The 17,350-nt window shown below is 37.1% G+C and carries 15 protein-coding genes; 9 read left to right on the forward strand and 6 right to left on the reverse strand.

Annotated elements, in window-relative coordinates; all coding sequences use genetic code 11:
• Positions 1-85: 85 nt before the first annotated feature.
• Complete coding sequence (locus ABN217_RS03570; RefSeq protein WP_349440285.1) at positions 86-1,000, reverse strand: LysR family transcriptional regulator; 915 nt, start codon at positions 998-1,000, stop codon at positions 86-88.
• A 125-nt stretch (positions 1,001-1,125) separates the two neighbouring features.
• Between ABN217_RS03570 and ABN217_RS03575 the strand changes: the two genes are divergently transcribed.
• Positions 1,126-2,409: an MFS transporter gene (locus ABN217_RS03575; RefSeq protein WP_340896453.1), complete on the forward strand. Its 1,284-nt coding sequence runs from the start codon at positions 1,126-1,128 to the stop codon at positions 2,407-2,409.
• 473 nt (positions 2,410-2,882) lie between these two features.
• The gene (tus, locus tag ABN217_RS03580) at positions 2,883-3,812 is read left to right on the forward strand and encodes a DNA replication terminus site-binding protein (protein ID WP_196553091.1); all 930 of its coding nucleotides are present in this window, start codon (positions 2,883-2,885) and stop codon (positions 3,810-3,812) included.
• A 12-nt stretch (positions 3,813-3,824) separates the two neighbouring features.
• Here the strand turns inward: tus and ABN217_RS03585 are convergent, their stop codons facing one another.
• A complete protein-coding gene (locus ABN217_RS03585) occupies positions 3,825-4,181 on the reverse strand; it encodes a hypothetical protein (RefSeq protein ID WP_196553092.1) in 357 nt (118 codons plus the stop codon).
• A 79-nt stretch (positions 4,182-4,260) separates the two neighbouring features.
• The gene (fumC, locus tag ABN217_RS03590; RefSeq protein ID WP_166541292.1) at positions 4,261-5,658 is read right to left on the reverse strand and encodes a class II fumarate hydratase; all 1,398 of its coding nucleotides are present in this window, start codon (positions 5,656-5,658) and stop codon (positions 4,261-4,263) included.
• A gap of 580 nt (positions 5,659-6,238) precedes the next feature.
• Here fumC and ABN217_RS03595 point away from each other — a divergent pair.
• Positions 6,239-7,933, forward strand: coding sequence for a YdgA family protein (locus ABN217_RS03595; protein WP_349438939.1), 1,695 nt, complete (start codon positions 6,239-6,241; stop codon positions 7,931-7,933).
• Positions 7,934-8,018: 85 nt separating this feature from the next.
• Here ABN217_RS03595 and ABN217_RS03600 read toward each other — a convergent pair whose 3' ends face one another.
• Positions 8,019-8,987: a vWA domain-containing protein gene (locus ABN217_RS03600; RefSeq protein ID WP_197269229.1), complete on the reverse strand. Its 969-nt coding sequence runs from the start codon at positions 8,985-8,987 to the stop codon at positions 8,019-8,021.
• Between the two features lie 676 nt (positions 8,988-9,663).
• Between ABN217_RS03600 and add the strand changes: the two genes are divergently transcribed.
• Both add and ABN217_RS03610 read left to right on the forward strand, forming a co-directional pair.
• The gene (gene add / locus ABN217_RS03605; protein WP_349438937.1) at positions 9,664-10,665 is read left to right on the forward strand and encodes an adenosine deaminase; all 1,002 of its coding nucleotides are present in this window, start codon (positions 9,664-9,666) and stop codon (positions 10,663-10,665) included.
• A gap of 137 nt (positions 10,666-10,802) precedes the next feature.
• On the forward strand, positions 10,803-11,231 hold the full coding sequence (locus ABN217_RS03610) for a putative signal transducing protein (RefSeq protein ID WP_197269230.1): 429 nt from the start codon (positions 10,803-10,805) through the stop codon (positions 11,229-11,231).
• Positions 11,232-11,297: 66 nt separating this feature from the next.
• Here ABN217_RS03610 and ABN217_RS03615 read toward each other — a convergent pair whose 3' ends face one another.
• Together ABN217_RS03615 and ABN217_RS03620 are read right to left on the reverse strand one after the other, a co-directional pair.
• Entirely contained in the window at positions 11,298-12,287 is a 990-nt protein-coding gene (locus tag ABN217_RS03615) for a bile acid:sodium symporter family protein (protein ID WP_197269231.1), read from the reverse strand.
• Between the two features lie 22 nt (positions 12,288-12,309).
• On the reverse strand, positions 12,310-13,353 hold the full coding sequence (locus ABN217_RS03620; protein WP_349459078.1) for an oxidoreductase: 1,044 nt from the start codon (positions 13,351-13,353) through the stop codon (positions 12,310-12,312).
• Positions 13,354-13,484: 131 nt separating this feature from the next.
• On the opposite strand from ABN217_RS03620, the gene ABN217_RS03625 reads away from it, so the two are divergent.
• The 4 genes from ABN217_RS03625 to rsxC all read left to right on the forward strand — a co-directional run.
• Positions 13,485-13,952 carry a DUF2569 domain-containing protein gene (locus tag ABN217_RS03625; RefSeq protein ID WP_349438935.1) on the forward strand — a complete coding sequence of 156 codons (468 nt, stop codon included), beginning with the start codon at positions 13,485-13,487 and terminating at the stop codon, positions 13,950-13,952.
• A 94-nt stretch (positions 13,953-14,046) separates the two neighbouring features.
• Positions 14,047-14,628: an electron transport complex subunit RsxA gene (gene rsxA / locus ABN217_RS03630; protein ID WP_006536930.1), complete on the forward strand. Its 582-nt coding sequence runs from the start codon at positions 14,047-14,049 to the stop codon at positions 14,626-14,628.
• Positions 14,628-15,254, forward strand: a complete 627-nt coding sequence (gene rsxB, locus ABN217_RS03635) for an electron transport complex subunit RsxB (protein ID WP_036937055.1) — start codon at positions 14,628-14,630, stop codon at positions 15,252-15,254. The genes rsxA and rsxB overlap by 1 nt, the downstream gene beginning before the upstream one ends.
• The coding region (gene rsxC / locus ABN217_RS03640) for an electron transport complex subunit RsxC (protein ID WP_349459079.1) at positions 15,247-17,350 on the forward strand (2,104 nt) is incomplete at its 3' end. The genes rsxB and rsxC, both read left to right, overlap by 8 nt.

Here is a 17,350-nt window from a genome sequence, read left to right on the forward strand (position 1 = left end):
TAAATAATTCATTACCGATTATGTCGTCAATTTGTGATAATTGTACAATACTTACATAAAAAGCGTGATCAAAAACACAGATAAATCAAGATATTTGGTGTTCTAAGATATTTTTTAACAACAATTGCGTTAATCGATTCGCCGCTGCGGGTATTGTCCGTTTCTTATGTGAAACCAACCAAACTTCAGAAAATGCCTGTGAATTAGCGAAGTGTAAATAATGCACACCATCAACTTTCATTCGAGTAAAAGATTTAGTCACAATTGAGATACCTAATCCTGCAGCAACTAACCCTAAAATCGTCATGGCTTCGCCGGCTTCTTGTGCAATAGTTGGCGTAATTCCTGACAAACTCAGTAATTGAATAATTTCATCATAAAGAGCTGTACCTACATCTCGTTCAAAAAAAACAAAAGGATACTGCCCAATATCTTGAATATTAACGCCTGTTTCTTTGTAAGCAAGTAATGGGTGCCCTTCATAAACAGCTAAAATGAAAGGCTCTCGAAACAATAGCTGGTGGTGCAAATTTTCGGGTAATGTGGTGTTTCGCATAATACCCAGATCAATACGCCCTGTAAGCAATGGTGAAATTTGTTGCTTTGTATTCATCTGATGCATATGAATACCGACTTCAGGATAATTTTCTCTAAATTGCCTTAAACTCAACGTTACTAAGTGCATAAAAGGTGTCGTTGATGTAAAACCTATAGATATTTCACCTAACTCACCTTTTTCCATTCTAGCTGCACGTGTTGCAGCTGCGTTGACCTGCGCCATAATTTGATAAGACTCTTTTAAAAACATTTGCCCTGCTGGTGTTAGTGCAACAGAACGATTAGTTCGTTCTAAAAGCCTGGCGCCTATTTCACTTTCAAGTGCTTGTATTTGTTGACTCAGCGGTGGTTGAGAAATATTCAATCTTTCTGCAGCCTTACCAAAATGAAGCTCTTCCGCTACAGCGATAAAATAACGTAAATGCCTCAATTCAATGTTCATATGTCTCTCACTTTAGCATTGATACTTTAAAAGTCTTATTTCTAATAATTAATATATTAGACAAAAAAATCAAATATTTCTAACATTGACATAAATCAAATTTAAGTAATGGAAGTTTAATCAATATGGATACTCACGAAATAGACAGTAAAAGTATGAGCTTAGGCACTGATATTTCAGACGATACATCGTGTATAGAAAAGCCAGCTCATAGCCAATCTAACCCTAAACACTATATTCAACGTGATGATGCACTGTATATAAAAGTGACAGTGTCATTTTTTATGGTGGGTTTAGCGACATTTGCCTTACTCTATTTTGTGCAGCCCATATTGCCAGTGTTATCTAACGAATTTTCTGTCAGCCCCGCAACCAGCAGTCTAGCGCTCTCACTTTCAACCGCATTAATGGCATGTGGTTTATTAATCACTGGCCCACTTTCAGACGCTTTTGGGCGTAAAAATGTCATGGTTATTGCATTATTTTGCGCCGCATTTTTTACATTATTGAGTGCAACAATGAATAGTTGGACAGGCATCTTAATTACTCGTGCCTTAGTGGGGCTTTCATTAAGTGGCGTTGCCGCAGTGGCGATGACTTATTTAAGCGAAGAGATCCATCCTGCCTATTTAGCGCTATCAATGGGCTTATATATTAGCGGTAACTCTATTGGTGGTATGAGTGGCCGTGTTATTACTGGGGTATTAAGTGATTATTACTCTTGGCGTTTATCTGTCGTTATTCTCGGTATTTTTGCCCTTTTTGCAGCAATTACTTTCTGGAAGATATTACCAGCTTCAAAACACTTTAGACCAACTGCATTAAAACCACGCAACCTTCTTATTACCACAAAACTGCATTTTAGAGATAAAGGATTACCCCTGTTATTTATTGAAGGTGGTTTATTAATGGGCGGATTTGTCACTTTATTTAACTACATTGGCTATCGTTTATTAGACGCTCCCTATTCATTAAGCCAAACAACTGTAGGCTTGATTTCAATTGTGTATTTAAGCGGCACTTATAGTGCATCTAAAGCAGGATTACTAACCACTAAATATGGTTTAGGTAAAGTATTTATTGCAGGTATCTCTATGATGTTAATAGGTATATTGATTACCTTAATTGAATCGTTGCCTGTTATTTTCGTCGGTATGCTTATCTTAACAACGGGTTTTTTCGCAGCTCATGCAGTAGCAAGTAGTTGGATTGGGCGTCGTGCAAAACGAGGACGTGCTCAGGCTTCTTCACTTTATCTCTTTACCTACTATGCTGGATCAAGCCTTGCAGGTACAGTCGGTGGTTTATTCTGGGTAAGTTTTGGTTGGCTAGGCGTTGGGTTATTTATTGCGGTTTTAATGTTAGCGGCCTTATTAATTGCACTTCATCTTAATAAAGTTGCTCAATAAACAAAATCTGTTGTTATAAAATGCAAAAGAAGCATCATTATCTTTAAAATTGTCAGTTTTTCACTCTTTTCTTAATATATTAACGTACCTATTTTGAAAAGGATGAATAAATATGACTCTAATTAAAAGCTCCCTTATCGTATCAATGGTCTTCTTCGCTTCTATGGTGAATGCATTTACTGAAAGCTGCCCATCATCAAAAGCCAGAATGTGATGCTATAGCACAACAATATGATGTACCAAACACAATGAAAGAACAAAATAAAGACAATTTCAGCATACTAAACACTCATAAACTCTCTTTCTAAGAAAAACATTATAAAAAATGCCTTTTTTGCGCTATACTGTATATAAACACAGTATAGCGCATTTTTGTTATTTCTTCCCTGTCAAACGATGTACTTTCCACTGAAGCTGATGTATTGTTTTAAATAAAGGCTAATTGTATGTTGTAACTAAATAAGGATATTGAGATGAATAAATATGATTTAATAGAACAATTTAATCTCTGTTTTAAGCAGTTAGAACTCGAGATAAATAATCTGACAGAAAAGCTGCGAAAACTAACATTATTACCTTCTGCTGTATTTGAATTACCCGATGTAACTAAAGAAGAAGAACATGATGATGTTATTCGCGTGACAGTGTCACCTAACTATAATGAAGAAGCTCTTGAACTTACCTTAAAACTAATGGCCAACCTGTTTATTTATGATAATGCACCACATATCAGCAGTAAGCGTGCTATTCGTTTACCAGGTGTGCTCTGCTTTAGTACCAGCAATATTGAGTTTAAGTCAGTAAAAGAAGACATTGGGCGTATTAACTCATTAAAAAAACAGCTTTCTGATATCGTGACTAAAGAATCAGGGATTTCTAAAGAAGAGCGTTTTGATTTTGTTCATAATCAGTTAAAAGGTCTAATTACGCTAAATGCTTATCGCACCCTCACCTTGTTGTCTGATCCTGATACTGTACGCTTTGGTTGGGCAAATAAAAATATTATTAAAAATTTAACGCGCAATGATGTACTGGCTCAATTAGAGAAAAGTCGTGAAGCAAATCGTGCGGTTCCACCATATACCAGTGAACAATGGGCAGAACGTATTGATAAGGAGATAATCACTCTTTCCAAATTACCTGAAAATGCAAAATTAAAAATAAAGCGCCCCGTGAAAGTACAACCTATTGCTCGTGTTTGGTATTCGGAGCTTCAAAAACAAGTACAATATGCTTGTCCATTACCTTTGTTGGCTTTCTATATTGATAAAGAGAGCGATTTTAAACCGATTATTGGCGAACTCCCTGATTATGATGCTGATAACATTCAAATTCGCCATCGCCCTAAAGCTAAGAAATTACAACTGATTATTCCAAGAATGCATTTATATCTTGAAGTATAACCAATTAAAAAGTTAGTTAATGAGCTTAATTGAACTTCCTTTAAGAATTTGTATAAGATAATCATTAAGGTGAGCAAATTGATTATTTTCGATTTTCAAATCAATGGAGATCACGGGATTATTTTTTAACACGAAAATAATTTTCTCTCGTGTTAATGTAATACATTCAAGGCTATTAATAGCTTCTATATCAGATAAATGTGTCATTAAACCGATTGAATTATCAACATCTTCGTCTTCCTCATCAAATCTTGAAAGAATAACAAAGTGCTCAGGTGAAACCGCGTCATCCCCTATTCCAATAATAGTGACATCATCTTCAACGTAACAATTTACTTCGGTTGCAGTAAAAATAATTTCTTCATTCATTATTGTTATCCCAAAACGATCTAAAAATCCCGCCATAAAAGCGGGATTTTATATCGGTATAAATAAGTGTTAAAGACACTTATTTTTTCATGCTACCAACCATATCTTCTGGACGAACCCAGCTATCGAATTCTTCCGATGTAAGGTAGTTCAGTTTCAGCGCAGACTCTTTCAGCGTTAAGCCTTCTTTATGCGCTTTCTTCGCAATTTCAGCTGCTTTATCGTAGCCAATATGCGTATTTAATGCAGTCACTAGCATTAATGATTCATGCAGTAGTTTATTGATACGTTCACGGTTTGGTTCAATACCAATTGCACAGTGCTCATTGAAGCTACGCATACCATCAGCCAGTAAACGGACTGATTGTAAGAAGTTATCGATGATCATTGGACGATAAACGTTCAGTTCAAAGTTACCTGACGCACCACCAATATTAATAGCAACGTCATTACCCATTACTTGAGCACATAACATTGTTAATGCTTCACACTGTGTTGGGTTAACTTTACCTGGCATGATTGAACTGCCTGGCTCATTTTCTGGAATAGCAATTTCGCCAATACCACAACGAGGGCCAGATGCTAACCAACGCACGTCATTAGCAATCTTCATTAATGAAGAAGCCAAACCTTTTAATGCACCATGTGAATGAACTAATGCATCACAAGTTGCTAACGCTTCAAATTTATTAGGTGCCGTTACAAATGGTTGACCTGATAATTCAGCGATACGTTTAGCCACACGAACAGCATATTCGGGGTGCGTATTTAAACCTGTTCCAACAGCTGTACCACCTAGTGCTAACTCGCAAACATGAGGAACAGAATCATCGATATGTTTGATGTTGTGCTCAAGCATAGCAGCCCAACCAGATATCTCTTGGCCTAATGTCAGTGGTGTCGCATCTTGCAGGTGAGTACGACCAATTTTAACGATGTCATGGAAAGCTTCTGCTTTCTCTTTGAATACTTTCAGCAGTGATTTTAATTCTGGCAATAAATCCTGACGTAATGCAATAACAGCAGCGACATGCATGGCAGTTGGGAACACATCATTTGAACTCTGACTTTTATTAACATCATCATTCGGATGGATTTTGCGCTCCATGCCACGAATACCACCAAGTATCTCACTACCACGGTTAGCTAACACTTCATTCATATTCATGTTTGATTGAGTGCCAGAACCAGTCTGCCAGATTGCTAATGGGAATTCAGTTGGGTGTTTACCTGCAAGCACTTCATCTGCGGCTGCGATAATTGCATCAGCGCGCTCTTTTGGTAATAAACCTAAATCCATGTTAACACCTGCGGCTGCTTTCTTTGTGATAGCAAGCGCATGGATAAGTGCAACAGGCATTTTTTCAACTGAAATACGGAAGTGTTCAAGAGAACGCTGCGTTTGAGCTCCCCATAACTGGTCAGCGGGTACTTCGATTTGTCCCATTGAGTCTTTTTCAATGCGAGTGGCTGCCATTTCAATCTCCTTAAGTACACAGAATAATTGATTAATTCCGAATCACTTTTTAGTAAATAACTCGGATATCAGTATCATGCCATAAACAGAATAATAAATATGAGAGCTAAAGCGAGCTTATGATATTTATAACAGAATGAAATCTGTTGATTTTTTTGGAAAAATACGGTTGGTAGCCTTATTATATTTCCAACGTTATTATTTAAGCCTTCATATTTATATCCATACTTATTATGAGCCTTTATTATTCATCATAAATAGAATTACATCACAATTAAATATTGCCTCAATCTAAAAATGAGTAAAAAAAGCCGTTTTATACGGTTATTTTATTTATCTTATAAATCATATCTATTTTGCTTTAAACTCATTATGTTAGCGAGTAACTAAGTAAGTTCTGATTGCGATTTTATTCCACTAAATCTATATTTACAGTTAATATAGGTGGAGAAGTATATATGTGGATTATCTATATTTAAATTTAGTAAATTTTATCACCAATTTATCGGGTTGTTTAAGGGTTACAAAACAGCCTTTATAACGTACATCGCCAGATGTACACAGAGGATGGACTAGAATTATGAAGAAATCGCTTGTCGCTGTTGGTGTTATCGTCGCACTGGGTGTTGTTTGGACTGGTGCCTCGTGGTACATGGGCAGCAAAATTGAAAGTCGCTTACAGGAAGAAACGAAACTAGCTAATGTCCAGTTAGCGCAACTTGCTAAAAATGCTCAATTTGGCGCTGATATTAAACTTGAAATTCGTGACTATAAAAAAGGGGTGTTCACCTCTAATGCAGACTTTGCTGTCGTGATTTCAAAAGATGCTAGTGAAGTCGTTGAAGACCAGGATAAAAAAGTAGAAGAAATTATCTTTACTACTGATATTGATCACGGTCCATTCCCTCTTTCTGATTTGGCTAAATTTAATTTAGCACCAAAATTAGCAGCTGTGAATAATACGTTGGTCAACAATGATACAACTAAAGAATTATTCAAGCTGACTAAAGATAAATCTCTTTTTGATATGCATACATCTTTGGCTTTTGATGGTGCAGTATCAGGTGAAGCTAAACTAAATCCTATCGATTTTGCTGAAAACGATGGCACAGTTAAAACGACACCTATTACTGTTGAATTCTCATCAGACAAAAACGCAACCAACTTCACTACCACCGTAAAAGGTGATCAAGTTGTTGTGACTAAAGAAGGTGAAGAAACTTTCACAATTAAAAATATCGCGGGTTCTGTTTCAGGAACAAAAGTTAATAACGATCAATACTTATTTAATGAACAGTTATTAAGCTTTGCTGAAATCGCGCATACGAGTAAAGACAAAGCATCTGATTTCTCACTGAAAGATTTTTCTCTGAAAACCAAAAGTGATATTAAAGATAAACTCTTCAATTTATCTCAAATGTATGACTTTAAATCATTGAATGTCGGTGGATTAGAGTTTGGTGCAGGTAAATTTGGCTATTCCATTGATAAAGCTGATACTGATGCAATGTTGCTGTTAACCAAAGTTTATAACAACTCGTTATTACCTTGGAATAAATACCATTACGATAATTCAGAAATAGTAGAAAAAGCCGTTCGTGATGTACTGGAGAAAGGCTTAGTTTTCCGTATCGATGAAGCATCTTTAACCAATAAAAACGGTGCAAGTAAACTAAACTTTAACTTAGACTTAAATGCATTTAACGTTAAAGTATTAGAAAGCCAAGAGAAATCACCAGCAGAGTTATTTAACTATCTGTTTAAAAACATCGATTTCAATATTGATTTATCTCTTCCAATGTTAGCTGAGTTCCGTAACACCACTCAATACCTTGATGCGGCTCGTTACCAAGAAACAGCATTAACCGATGAAGAGAAAAAAGAAATCGAAACAGCAACAGCGGCTGATATTGAACAGTTAAAAACTGAATTACAGCAAAATATCAATCAAATTTCTCAAGATGAGAAAGATGCATTACCACTAATGCTACTTGCACAAGACGGTAAAGCATTAAGCCTGAAACTGAACTATGCTGCTGATAAATTTACCATGAATGGTAAAACTTATACTTTTGATGAATTTATGGAAGTGACCCAAGCTCCTCAAATGTTAGGTTTAGCTGCCATGTTATTCGGCATGGGTGCATCATCTTACGATTACGATGATTCTGATTATTCAGAAGAAGGTTATCAAGAAGAGATGACTGAAGATCCAGCGATTATCGAAGAACAAGAAATATTAATTCCTGAGCAGCAACCAGCACAAGCTCAATAATTAAGCTTCTATTACAGACAGATAAGATAAATAGAAACACCGCATTGTAAAAACACAATGCGGTGTTTTTTTCTTCGTATCTTAATTAACAATCACAATCTTTAGCCGGGAGGTGGTGATTGCCCCATTCATCTTTACAGCAAGAATCAATGGTTTTATTAATTATTCCTGCAAGTGTATTTACTGTTGAAATAATAGAAGTTAATTGCTCACAGACGTGGCTACAATTGGTATCTTTCTCATGAGGTTTAGGAATATTAGGCGGTATTAGGCTATCACAGAGGATCTCTTGCAATACTAATGAAAACTTAGCAATACCTGTTGTGTAGATATAAGAACGCCCTCCTGTTTTCTTCGCTAAGCGTACATACTCTTTTGTGATATTGTCTCTATCAGCAACACTTGGGAAGCGATCTAAATTAGTCATTTTATCGTCAGGCGTGCCTTGGTAGGTATACACTTTCACTTTTTCGTGCTGGGCAACAGCAATCGCTTCATTATTCTTTATCACAGCAGCATTAGTAAGAACACCGCCGCCACCTTCCATGCCTTCATCGCCCAACACAAAAATGGCACGACGCGCACCATCACGCCAATCAAAGTGCTTACTTAAATCAATCACCGCACGGCATAAATCCTCTTTATTACCCGCATGATCACGACCATCAGCCTCTTTAAACGGCTTTCTTGCCTGTAAACGATTTTCAGGAACACCCAATGCTTTTAAATAATCACTGGCTGATTGATCAAATTTAGTGTCATCCCATGTACCTTCTATACCTAAAAATGTTACCCGAAGTTTTGATGGGCATTTTTCTGATGCCTCTTGTATTGCAGCATCAACTTCTTTGCTTAAATCAGAGGATTCATCAGACATTGAACCACTTGTATCAATAACAACAACTAAATCCAATGCAATTGTCCCATCGCCAGTGACAACTTGTGAACCATAAGTAAGATGGTTTTCTGATGAAGGGGGAAGTAAGCTTGAAGCCAGCAAATTTTTAATTTTATTATTTCTTTTTTCAAAATTTAAATTAGAATTCTCATTCATAATTATTAGCCTTAATTTTAAATAATAGGTTTTTATTAAAAAATCATAATTAAATGACTTCATTCAATTAAATTATTTCATTTAACAAGAAAACATTATGGCTTTAATTCTATTTTCTTTATCACTCATTTAATAATATGGATATTTTATTGTTTATTTTGATTTTATTTAATTAAAGCTAAATAAATTTAAATATAACTAAATTTTAATATTATGTTTTTATGAGGAAATATTTTAAATGTTTCAGCTAATAAAAAATACAAAACAGGTAATCTATTGAATAATGAAGCAAAAAAATCGATATCTTGACTGTTTTTTCTGTTCATCTATCTTTTATAGATCTATCAAAACAATTGATAGGATATTTCAGTTATAATGACAATTCTATTTTTAGATTAAAAATCAATATATCAGTTAGTTTGATAATACACGTCAATTACATTGAATATTGTAGTTAATAAATAGACAGCCCTATTTTTTATTTTTTACTTTTTAACTTAACACTGAGAAAAACAGTCGTTTTTAGCTTCAGAAATAACCAATTTATGTTTATTTGTTAGTGAATAAAATAAAAATCAGTCATAATAATCTGCAACTCATTTATATTTACCCGATTATAAGAAAATCACTATAAACGATAGATTTTCATTATTTCTATTAAAAAGGAAAATAACACGTGATTGACACACAGTTGCCTTTAACCGATTTACATCGTCATTTAGATGGTAATATCCGCCCACAAACTATTTTAGATTTAGCAAAAAAACACAATATTGCGCTCCCCGCTTATGAATTAGAAGCTTTGCGTCCTCATGTACAAATTACAAAAAATGAGCCAAGTCTTGTGAGCTTCTTACAAAAATTAGATTGGGGAGTGGCAGTTTTAGCAGACTTAGATGCGTGTCATCGTGTTGCTTATGAAAACGTGGTGGATGTGGTTAATGCGGGTATTAATTACGCTGAACTACGATTCTCACCTTATTACATGGCAATGAAACACCAGTTACCAGTTGAAGGTGTCGTGGAAGCTATTGTTGATGGTGTACAAAGCGCACTGCAATCCCACGATGTAGATATTCGTTTAATCGGTATTTTAAGCCGTACTTTTGGTGAAGATGCTTGTCAACAAGAATTAAATGGATTATTGAAACATCAGGATAGAATTACCGCACTTGATTTAGCGGGTGATGAATTAGGTTTTCCGGGTCACTTATTCCAACCTCATTTTAATCGTGCTCGTGACACAGGATGGAATATTACAGTTCATGCTGGTGAAGCTGCGGGTGCTGAAAGCATCTGGCACGCAATTAAAGAATTAGGTGCAAGTCGTATCGGTCATGGTGTTAAGGCTATTGAAGATCCTCGTTTAATGGATTACCTTGCAGAGCATCAAATTGGTATTGAGTCTTGCTTAACCTCGAATATTCAAACCAGCACTATCAATTCATTAGCAGAACATCCTCTAAAAACCTTCTTAGAGCATGGTATTATTGCATCGCTTAATACAGACGATCCTGCGGTTGAAGGCATTGAATTAAAACACGAATATAACGTTGCAGCACCTGCGGCGGGATTAACACCAGAGCAAATTCGCCAAACTCAAATTAATGGTTTGAAAATGGCGTTTATTAGCCAAACTGAACGTGATGCATTAATTAAAAAAGTAAGCTCACGTTAATATTTAATGATTTTTCCATCAAAGCCATCTGTTAATCAGATGGTTTTTTTATATTCATTAAAAATAGATGGGATTATTAATGACTCTTAGACTAAAATTAATTTTCACAAGGGGTTATTTATCATTAAGGAAGAACTATGTGGAACATTCACCCAACAAGAGGCCATTATAAATTATTAGCTCAATACTTATCGCCGATTGATGCATCAATTGAAGCAGGACTTCTCCAATCTGAAGGTATTGATGCTATTCTTTTAGATGAGAATATTGTTTGGAATAACCAAGTCTATGCTCAAGCAATTGGTGGTGTGAAATTATTGGTTAATCATAAAGATTTTGAGAAAGCAAAGACAATACTCAGCGAGCTGTATCAGGGAAAGTATAATATTAATGCACAGTTAGAACCTAGTGAATGTGCGCCAAATATTATTGTAAAAAATAATAAAGAAGATTATTTAAATATGGGATTCGTCTTTTTAATTTATACTGTTCTTGGTTTACCCCTTCCTTTTAAATCAAAGCGGACCTCCTTGTCTGAAGAAAATAATCAAGAAAAACTACAATAACAAAAAAGCACCGATTATTTATTAAATCGATGCTTTTGTAAGAATCCCTTTAAAACTAAAATTTAATCACTTATTTTCAGCTTCTTTATTTCGATTAGCGTAACGCTGTGCTAATACAGCACAAACCATTAATTGGATCTGATGAAATATCATTAATGGCAATAACATTACCCCCACCGTAGCCGCAGGAAATAGTACGTTCGCCATTGGTACACCATTTGCTAAACTCTTTTTGGAGCCACAAAAAACAATGGTGATCTCATCCGCTTTATTAAAACCAAGCAACCTTGCACTGTATACATTCACAAAAATGACAATTGCTAGCAAGATACAACTCACTATCGCAATCGTTAATAGTGACCAACCGTCGATTTTATACCAAATTCCTTCAACCACCGCTTCACTAAATGCCACATAGACCACCAGCAGAATAGACGAGCGATCCGTTCTATTGACTAATTTTTTATGATTATCAACCCAACGACCAATTAAAGGGCGAGATAAGTGACCAATAATAAAAGGCACCATTAATTGCAGTAAAATCGACTGGATTGCTCCAGCAGTATCAAAATCATCTGCTGAGCCTTGCGTTTGCATTAAAAAACCCACCAGCACAGGTGAAAGAAAAACGCCTAAAATACTCGATGCTGATGCACTACAAATAGCTGCGGCTACATTTCCCCCAGCCACAGAAGTAAAAGCAATGGCTGATTGAACAGTTGCAGGAAGAGCACAAAGGTATAAAAAACCCATATAGACTGTCGGTGACATCCATTCAGGCACAATCACTTGTAACCCTAGCCCCAAAATAGGGAAAAGAATAAAAGTGCTAGCAAAGACAGTTAAATGTAATCGCCAATGCCCAAGCCCTGCCAGTATTGCCTCTCTAGAAAGCTTTGCACCATGCAAAAAGAAAAGCAGTGCAATGGCGCCTGTTGTTAGATATTGAAATAGGACTTTAATATCCCCTTGTGCGGGTAGTAGCGTTGCGAGTGTCACCACACAAATCATTATCATGAGAAAAGGATCAAGTTTTAATTTTTGCCACCAAGACATTAGATTTAGCGCTCCCTTTAGTTTATAGCGTAATAGTTTGTTTTAACCGATTTGAAATTTCGCCCGCTTCAATCAAACGCATAATCGCCGTTGCTTGTATTGGCGTAACAGGGTTTTCTTCACCTAATGTAATTGCACGATAAATTTGTTGATAATAAGCAGGATAATCACCAGAAAGTGTAGTGAGTGTGGTTGTTTCTAATTCACCAGACTCTGACAGTGTTGTTAATTCACCATCTTGACTATCCATTCCCCAATTATAAGTTTGATTTGGAAGATAACCGGCTTTTAAAGCATCTTCTTGAGTATCTAAACCATACTTAACATAACTTCCTTTTGTCCCATGAATAGCAAAAATAGGTGTTGGAGACGCAACTAACATAGAAGCATGAAGAACGACTCTAAGATTGTCATATTCTAGTAATGCATGAAAATAATCGGCATTTTTTGCATTAGGACGTAATTGAGCAATATCTGCAGTAATTGCTTTAGGCTCACCAAATAGGCAAACGGCTTGATCAAGAACATGAGGCGCTAAATCATACCAAAGCCCGCCACCGATTCCGGCATCTTCTCGCCAACGTTGACGCACGGTTGGGCGAAACCGATCAAAATGCGCTTCATAGGCACTAATCTCACCGAGTGTTTTATCCTCTAAAAGTTTTTTAACCGTTAAGAAACCTGAATCCCAACGACGATTATGAAAAACAGAAAGTAGCTTACCGGCATCTGTTGCTTGCTGAGTTAATTTTTCAGCTTCTTCCAGTGTCAGTGTAAATGGTTTATCAATAACAACATGTTTACCTTTTGCCAAAGCCTGTGAAGCTAACGAATAGTGAGTATTATTCGGTGTTGGGATAATGATTAAGTCTATTAAGGGATCATTAATAAGTACTTGAGAGTCTGCATAAACCGTGATGTGAGGAAAATCTTGTTTGACTTTATTTTCATCAGAGCTTGAAATTGCACTAAGATTAAAGCCTTCGGTTGTTGTAATTAAGGGAGCATGAAAGGTTTTACTTGCATAGCCATATCCGATAATCCCAACATTGAGTTTATTTGCCATAACCCTATCCTATTTTTATCTGCTTTTTTATTAATAAAAATCACTTTCACTTTTGTAGCTAAATAAATAATAACAAAGTTTGTGATAATATCCCGTTTAGTTCTATACATACGAGTAGGAATAATTAATTAATGAAATTTGATCTCAAAGCAAACACGCAGAATAACCTTTCAGGAAAGGCGCCTATAACTGGATGGCTACTTGCGCCATTGGCTTATATGATCTTATCAATTGTTGGCTCAGGTTTGATGTCTGTTCTCTACGTTCTTAAATATTTTGCAGATTTTTCGCTCCTCCACCAGCTTCCTTTCCATTTAATATCAAGTTGGTATCTCTCTGCGTTAACCTCGTGGGTAATGTTTGGTTTTACGGTATATCTACTACGCCAGTTTTTTTATCGTGCTAAAAATTTTCCACGTTTATTTATTTTATGGTTGCTTATCAACTTACTATTAGCGATCAAAAGCTTTGGCTTTGCGCCTGTAGATGATCAAACAGCGTTAAAATCTCTTCTATGGTCTGTTTTCTCGACTATCTGCTTTGTGCCTTATATCAAGTACTCTAAACGTGTTCGTGAAACTTTCACACAAGTTCGATAACTTCATATCTTCACCCTTGATATTATATACGCTTGTTTAGCCTCTTTATTTCAGGAGGCTTTTTGTTTCTCTGTTTAACAATTTTGGCATAACAATGACTGATTACTTGCTTCTATTCGTCGGCACCGTATTGGTGAATAACTTTGTACTCGTCAAATTCCTAGGTTTATGCCCATTTATGGGTGTATCAAAAAAATTAGAAACCGCGATCGGTATGGGATTTGCGACGACCTTTGTTATGACTCTCGCCTCTATTAGTTCATGGCTGATGGATAACTTTATTTTAGTTCCTTTGGACTTACTTTATTTACGCACACTGAGCTTTATTTTAGTTATTGCAGTAGTTGTACAATTCACTGAAATGGTTGTAAGAAAAACAAGCCCAACACTCTATCGCTTGCTGGGGATCTTCTTACCTTTAATTACTACAAACTGTGCTGTCTTAGGCGTTGCGTTATTAAATATCAATCAAGCACACACGTTTATGCAGTCAGCTGTTTATGGTTTTGGTGCAGCAGTAGGTTTTTCTCTTGTGATGGTATTATTTGCCGCCATTAGAGAAAGATTAGCAGTGGCAAATGTCCCTGCTCCATTTAAAGGTGCATCAATTGGTTTAATTACCGCAGGTTTAATGTCTCTCGCCTTTATGGGTTTTAGTGGTTTGGTGAAACTGTAATGAATTCTTTATGGATAGCAATTGGTGTACTTGGTGCGCTAGGTCTTATCTTTGGGCTAATTTTGGGCTATTCCGCGCGTCGCTTTAAAGTGGAAGAAGATCCTATTGTTGAAAAAATAGATGCTATTTTGCCACAGAGTCAATGTGGGCAATGTGGACATCCTGGTTGTCGCCCTTATGCCGACGCAGTTGCAAACAATGGTGAGATGATTAACCGTTGTGCGCCGGGGGGCGAACAAGTGATGTTAAAAATCGCAGAATTAATGGGTGTTGAACCTCAACCGCTAGATGGTGACGAAGAAGCATTAAATCCGGTTAGAAAAGTCGCCTTAATTGATGAAGATAATTGCATTGGATGTACTAAGTGTATTCAAGCTTGTCCTGTTGATGCCATTGTAGGTGCAACGCGCGCAATGCATACAGTTATTGAAGACTTATGTACTGGATGTGACTTATGTGTTCCACCTTGTCCTACTGACTGCATTACCTTAGTACCAGTCAAAGTAACAACCTCAAATTGGAAATGGGATTTAAATACCATCCCTGTTAAGAATATTCCAGCAGAGCCTGAAGAAACACCTGAAGATGAACCGTCATTAAAGACGGAGGATAATGCTCATGTTTAATCTCTTTTCGTTATTTAAAAAAGATAAAATCTGGGATTTTAAAGGCGGTATTCATCCTCCTGAAATGAAATTACAGTCAAGTCGCACACCAATGCGTATAGCACAATTGCCTGATGAAGTGATTGTCCCAATTCATCAACACTTAGGTGTACCAGGCCAACTTTGTGTTAGCGTGGGTGAACATGTTTTAAAAGGCCAGCCTTTGACTAAAGGTGTTGGCAGAACACTCCCTGTTCATGCGTCTATCTCTGGTACTGTCACTGCTATAGAACCCTTTCCAAGCGCTCACCCTTCAGGGTTACCTGAAATTGCCGTAAGAATTCAATCTGACGGTAAAGATGAATGGCGTGAACAATTCCCTCTTACTGATTACCAATCACAAAGTAAAGAGACGTTACTCTCTCGTATCCATGAAGCGGGTATTGCTGGATTAGGTGGAGCTGGATTTCCAACGGCTTCAAAATTAAAAGGCGGTGGTGATCTAGTTAACACGCTGATTGTCAATGCAGCAGAATGTGAACCTTATATCACGGCAGATGATCGCTTAATGCAAGAGCATGCTGATGAAGTGATTGCTGGTTGTCAGGTATTAATTCACCTTCTCTGTCCTGATGAAGTGTTAATTGGTATTGAAGATAACAAACCTGAAGCTATTGAAGCATTGAAACAGGCATTAAATGCCGTACCTGATGAGAAACGAATTTTTATTCGTGTCATTCCCACAAAATATCCCTCTGGCGGTGCTAAACAACTGACCAAGATCTTAACGGGTAAAGAAGTGCCATCAGGTGGTCGTTCATCTGATATTGGTGTTTTGATGCAAAACGTTGGTACTGTAGTTGCCATCAAACGTGCCATTATTGATGATGAGCCTTTAATTGAACGTGTTGTCACGGTCACTGGCAATGGAGCCAAAACACCCGGTAACTTCTGGGTGCGTTTAGGCACCCCTATTTATTCATTGTTGAAACAAGCTGGTTTTGTTGCAGGCTCTGAACAAATGGTGATTATGGGGGGCCCATTAATGGGCTTTACCTTACCTGACTTAAATGCCCCAGTTGTCAAGATAACTAACTGCCTACTAATCCCTTCAGTTGAAGAAATGGATACAGATAACCTTGAAGAGGCATGTATCCGCTGTGGTCATTGTGTAGATGCCTGCCCTAGTGGTTTATTACCTCAACAACTTTACTGGTTCAGTAAAGGTAAAGAGCATGAGAAGGCACAACAACATAATTTATTTGATTGTATTGAATGTGGTGCTTGTGCGTTTGTTTGTCCAAGTAATATCCCGCTAGTTCAATACTATCGGCAAGAAAAGGCTGAGATACGTGAAATTGATGCAGAAGCCAAACGTGCTGCTGAAGCTAAAGCGCGTTTTGAAGCAAAAAAATTACGTATGGAGCGTGAGAAACTTGAACGTGAAGCAAGACATCAACGTGCTGCCGTTAAACTTGATGATAATGAACATAACGAAGTTCAATCTGCGCTCTCTCGCGTAAAAGAAAAACAGAATATCGGTAAAATTATTTCTGTGAAGGCCGGTGAAGAGCCCGATAACACAGCCGCTATCGCCGCACGCAGAAAACGAAAAGAAGAAGTCAGAGCCAAACAAGCAGCTAAATTAGCACAGCAAAAAACATTAGAAGCCCCAAATGATAATATAGTAAGTGACAGCGAAGACGCTGATCCGCGCAAAGCTGCTGTTGCCGCGGCGTTGGCTCGTGTAAAAGCCAAAAAAGCACAACAAGCTCAAGCGGAAACAACAACGGTTGAAACCTCTGTTGAAAGCGCTGAAGCCGAAGAAGTCGATCCGCGCAAAGCTGCTGTTGCTGCGGCGTTGGCTCGTGTAAAAGCCAAAAAAACACAACAAGCTCAAGCGGAAACAACAACGGTTGAAGCCTCCGTTGAAAACGCTGAAGCCGAAGAAGTCGATCCGCGCAAAGCTGCTGTTGCCGCGGCATTAGCTCGTGTAAAAGCCAAAAAAGCACAACAAGCTTCTCAAGCAACAACAACGGCTGAAGCCTCCGTTGAAAACGCTGAAGCCGAAGAAGTCGATCCGCGCAAAGCTGCTGTTGCCGCGGCATTAGCTCGTG

The organism is Proteus sp. fly-1067 (assembly GCF_040139345.1).
GTDB lineage: Bacteria > Pseudomonadota > Gammaproteobacteria > Enterobacterales > Enterobacteriaceae > Proteus > Proteus vulgaris_B.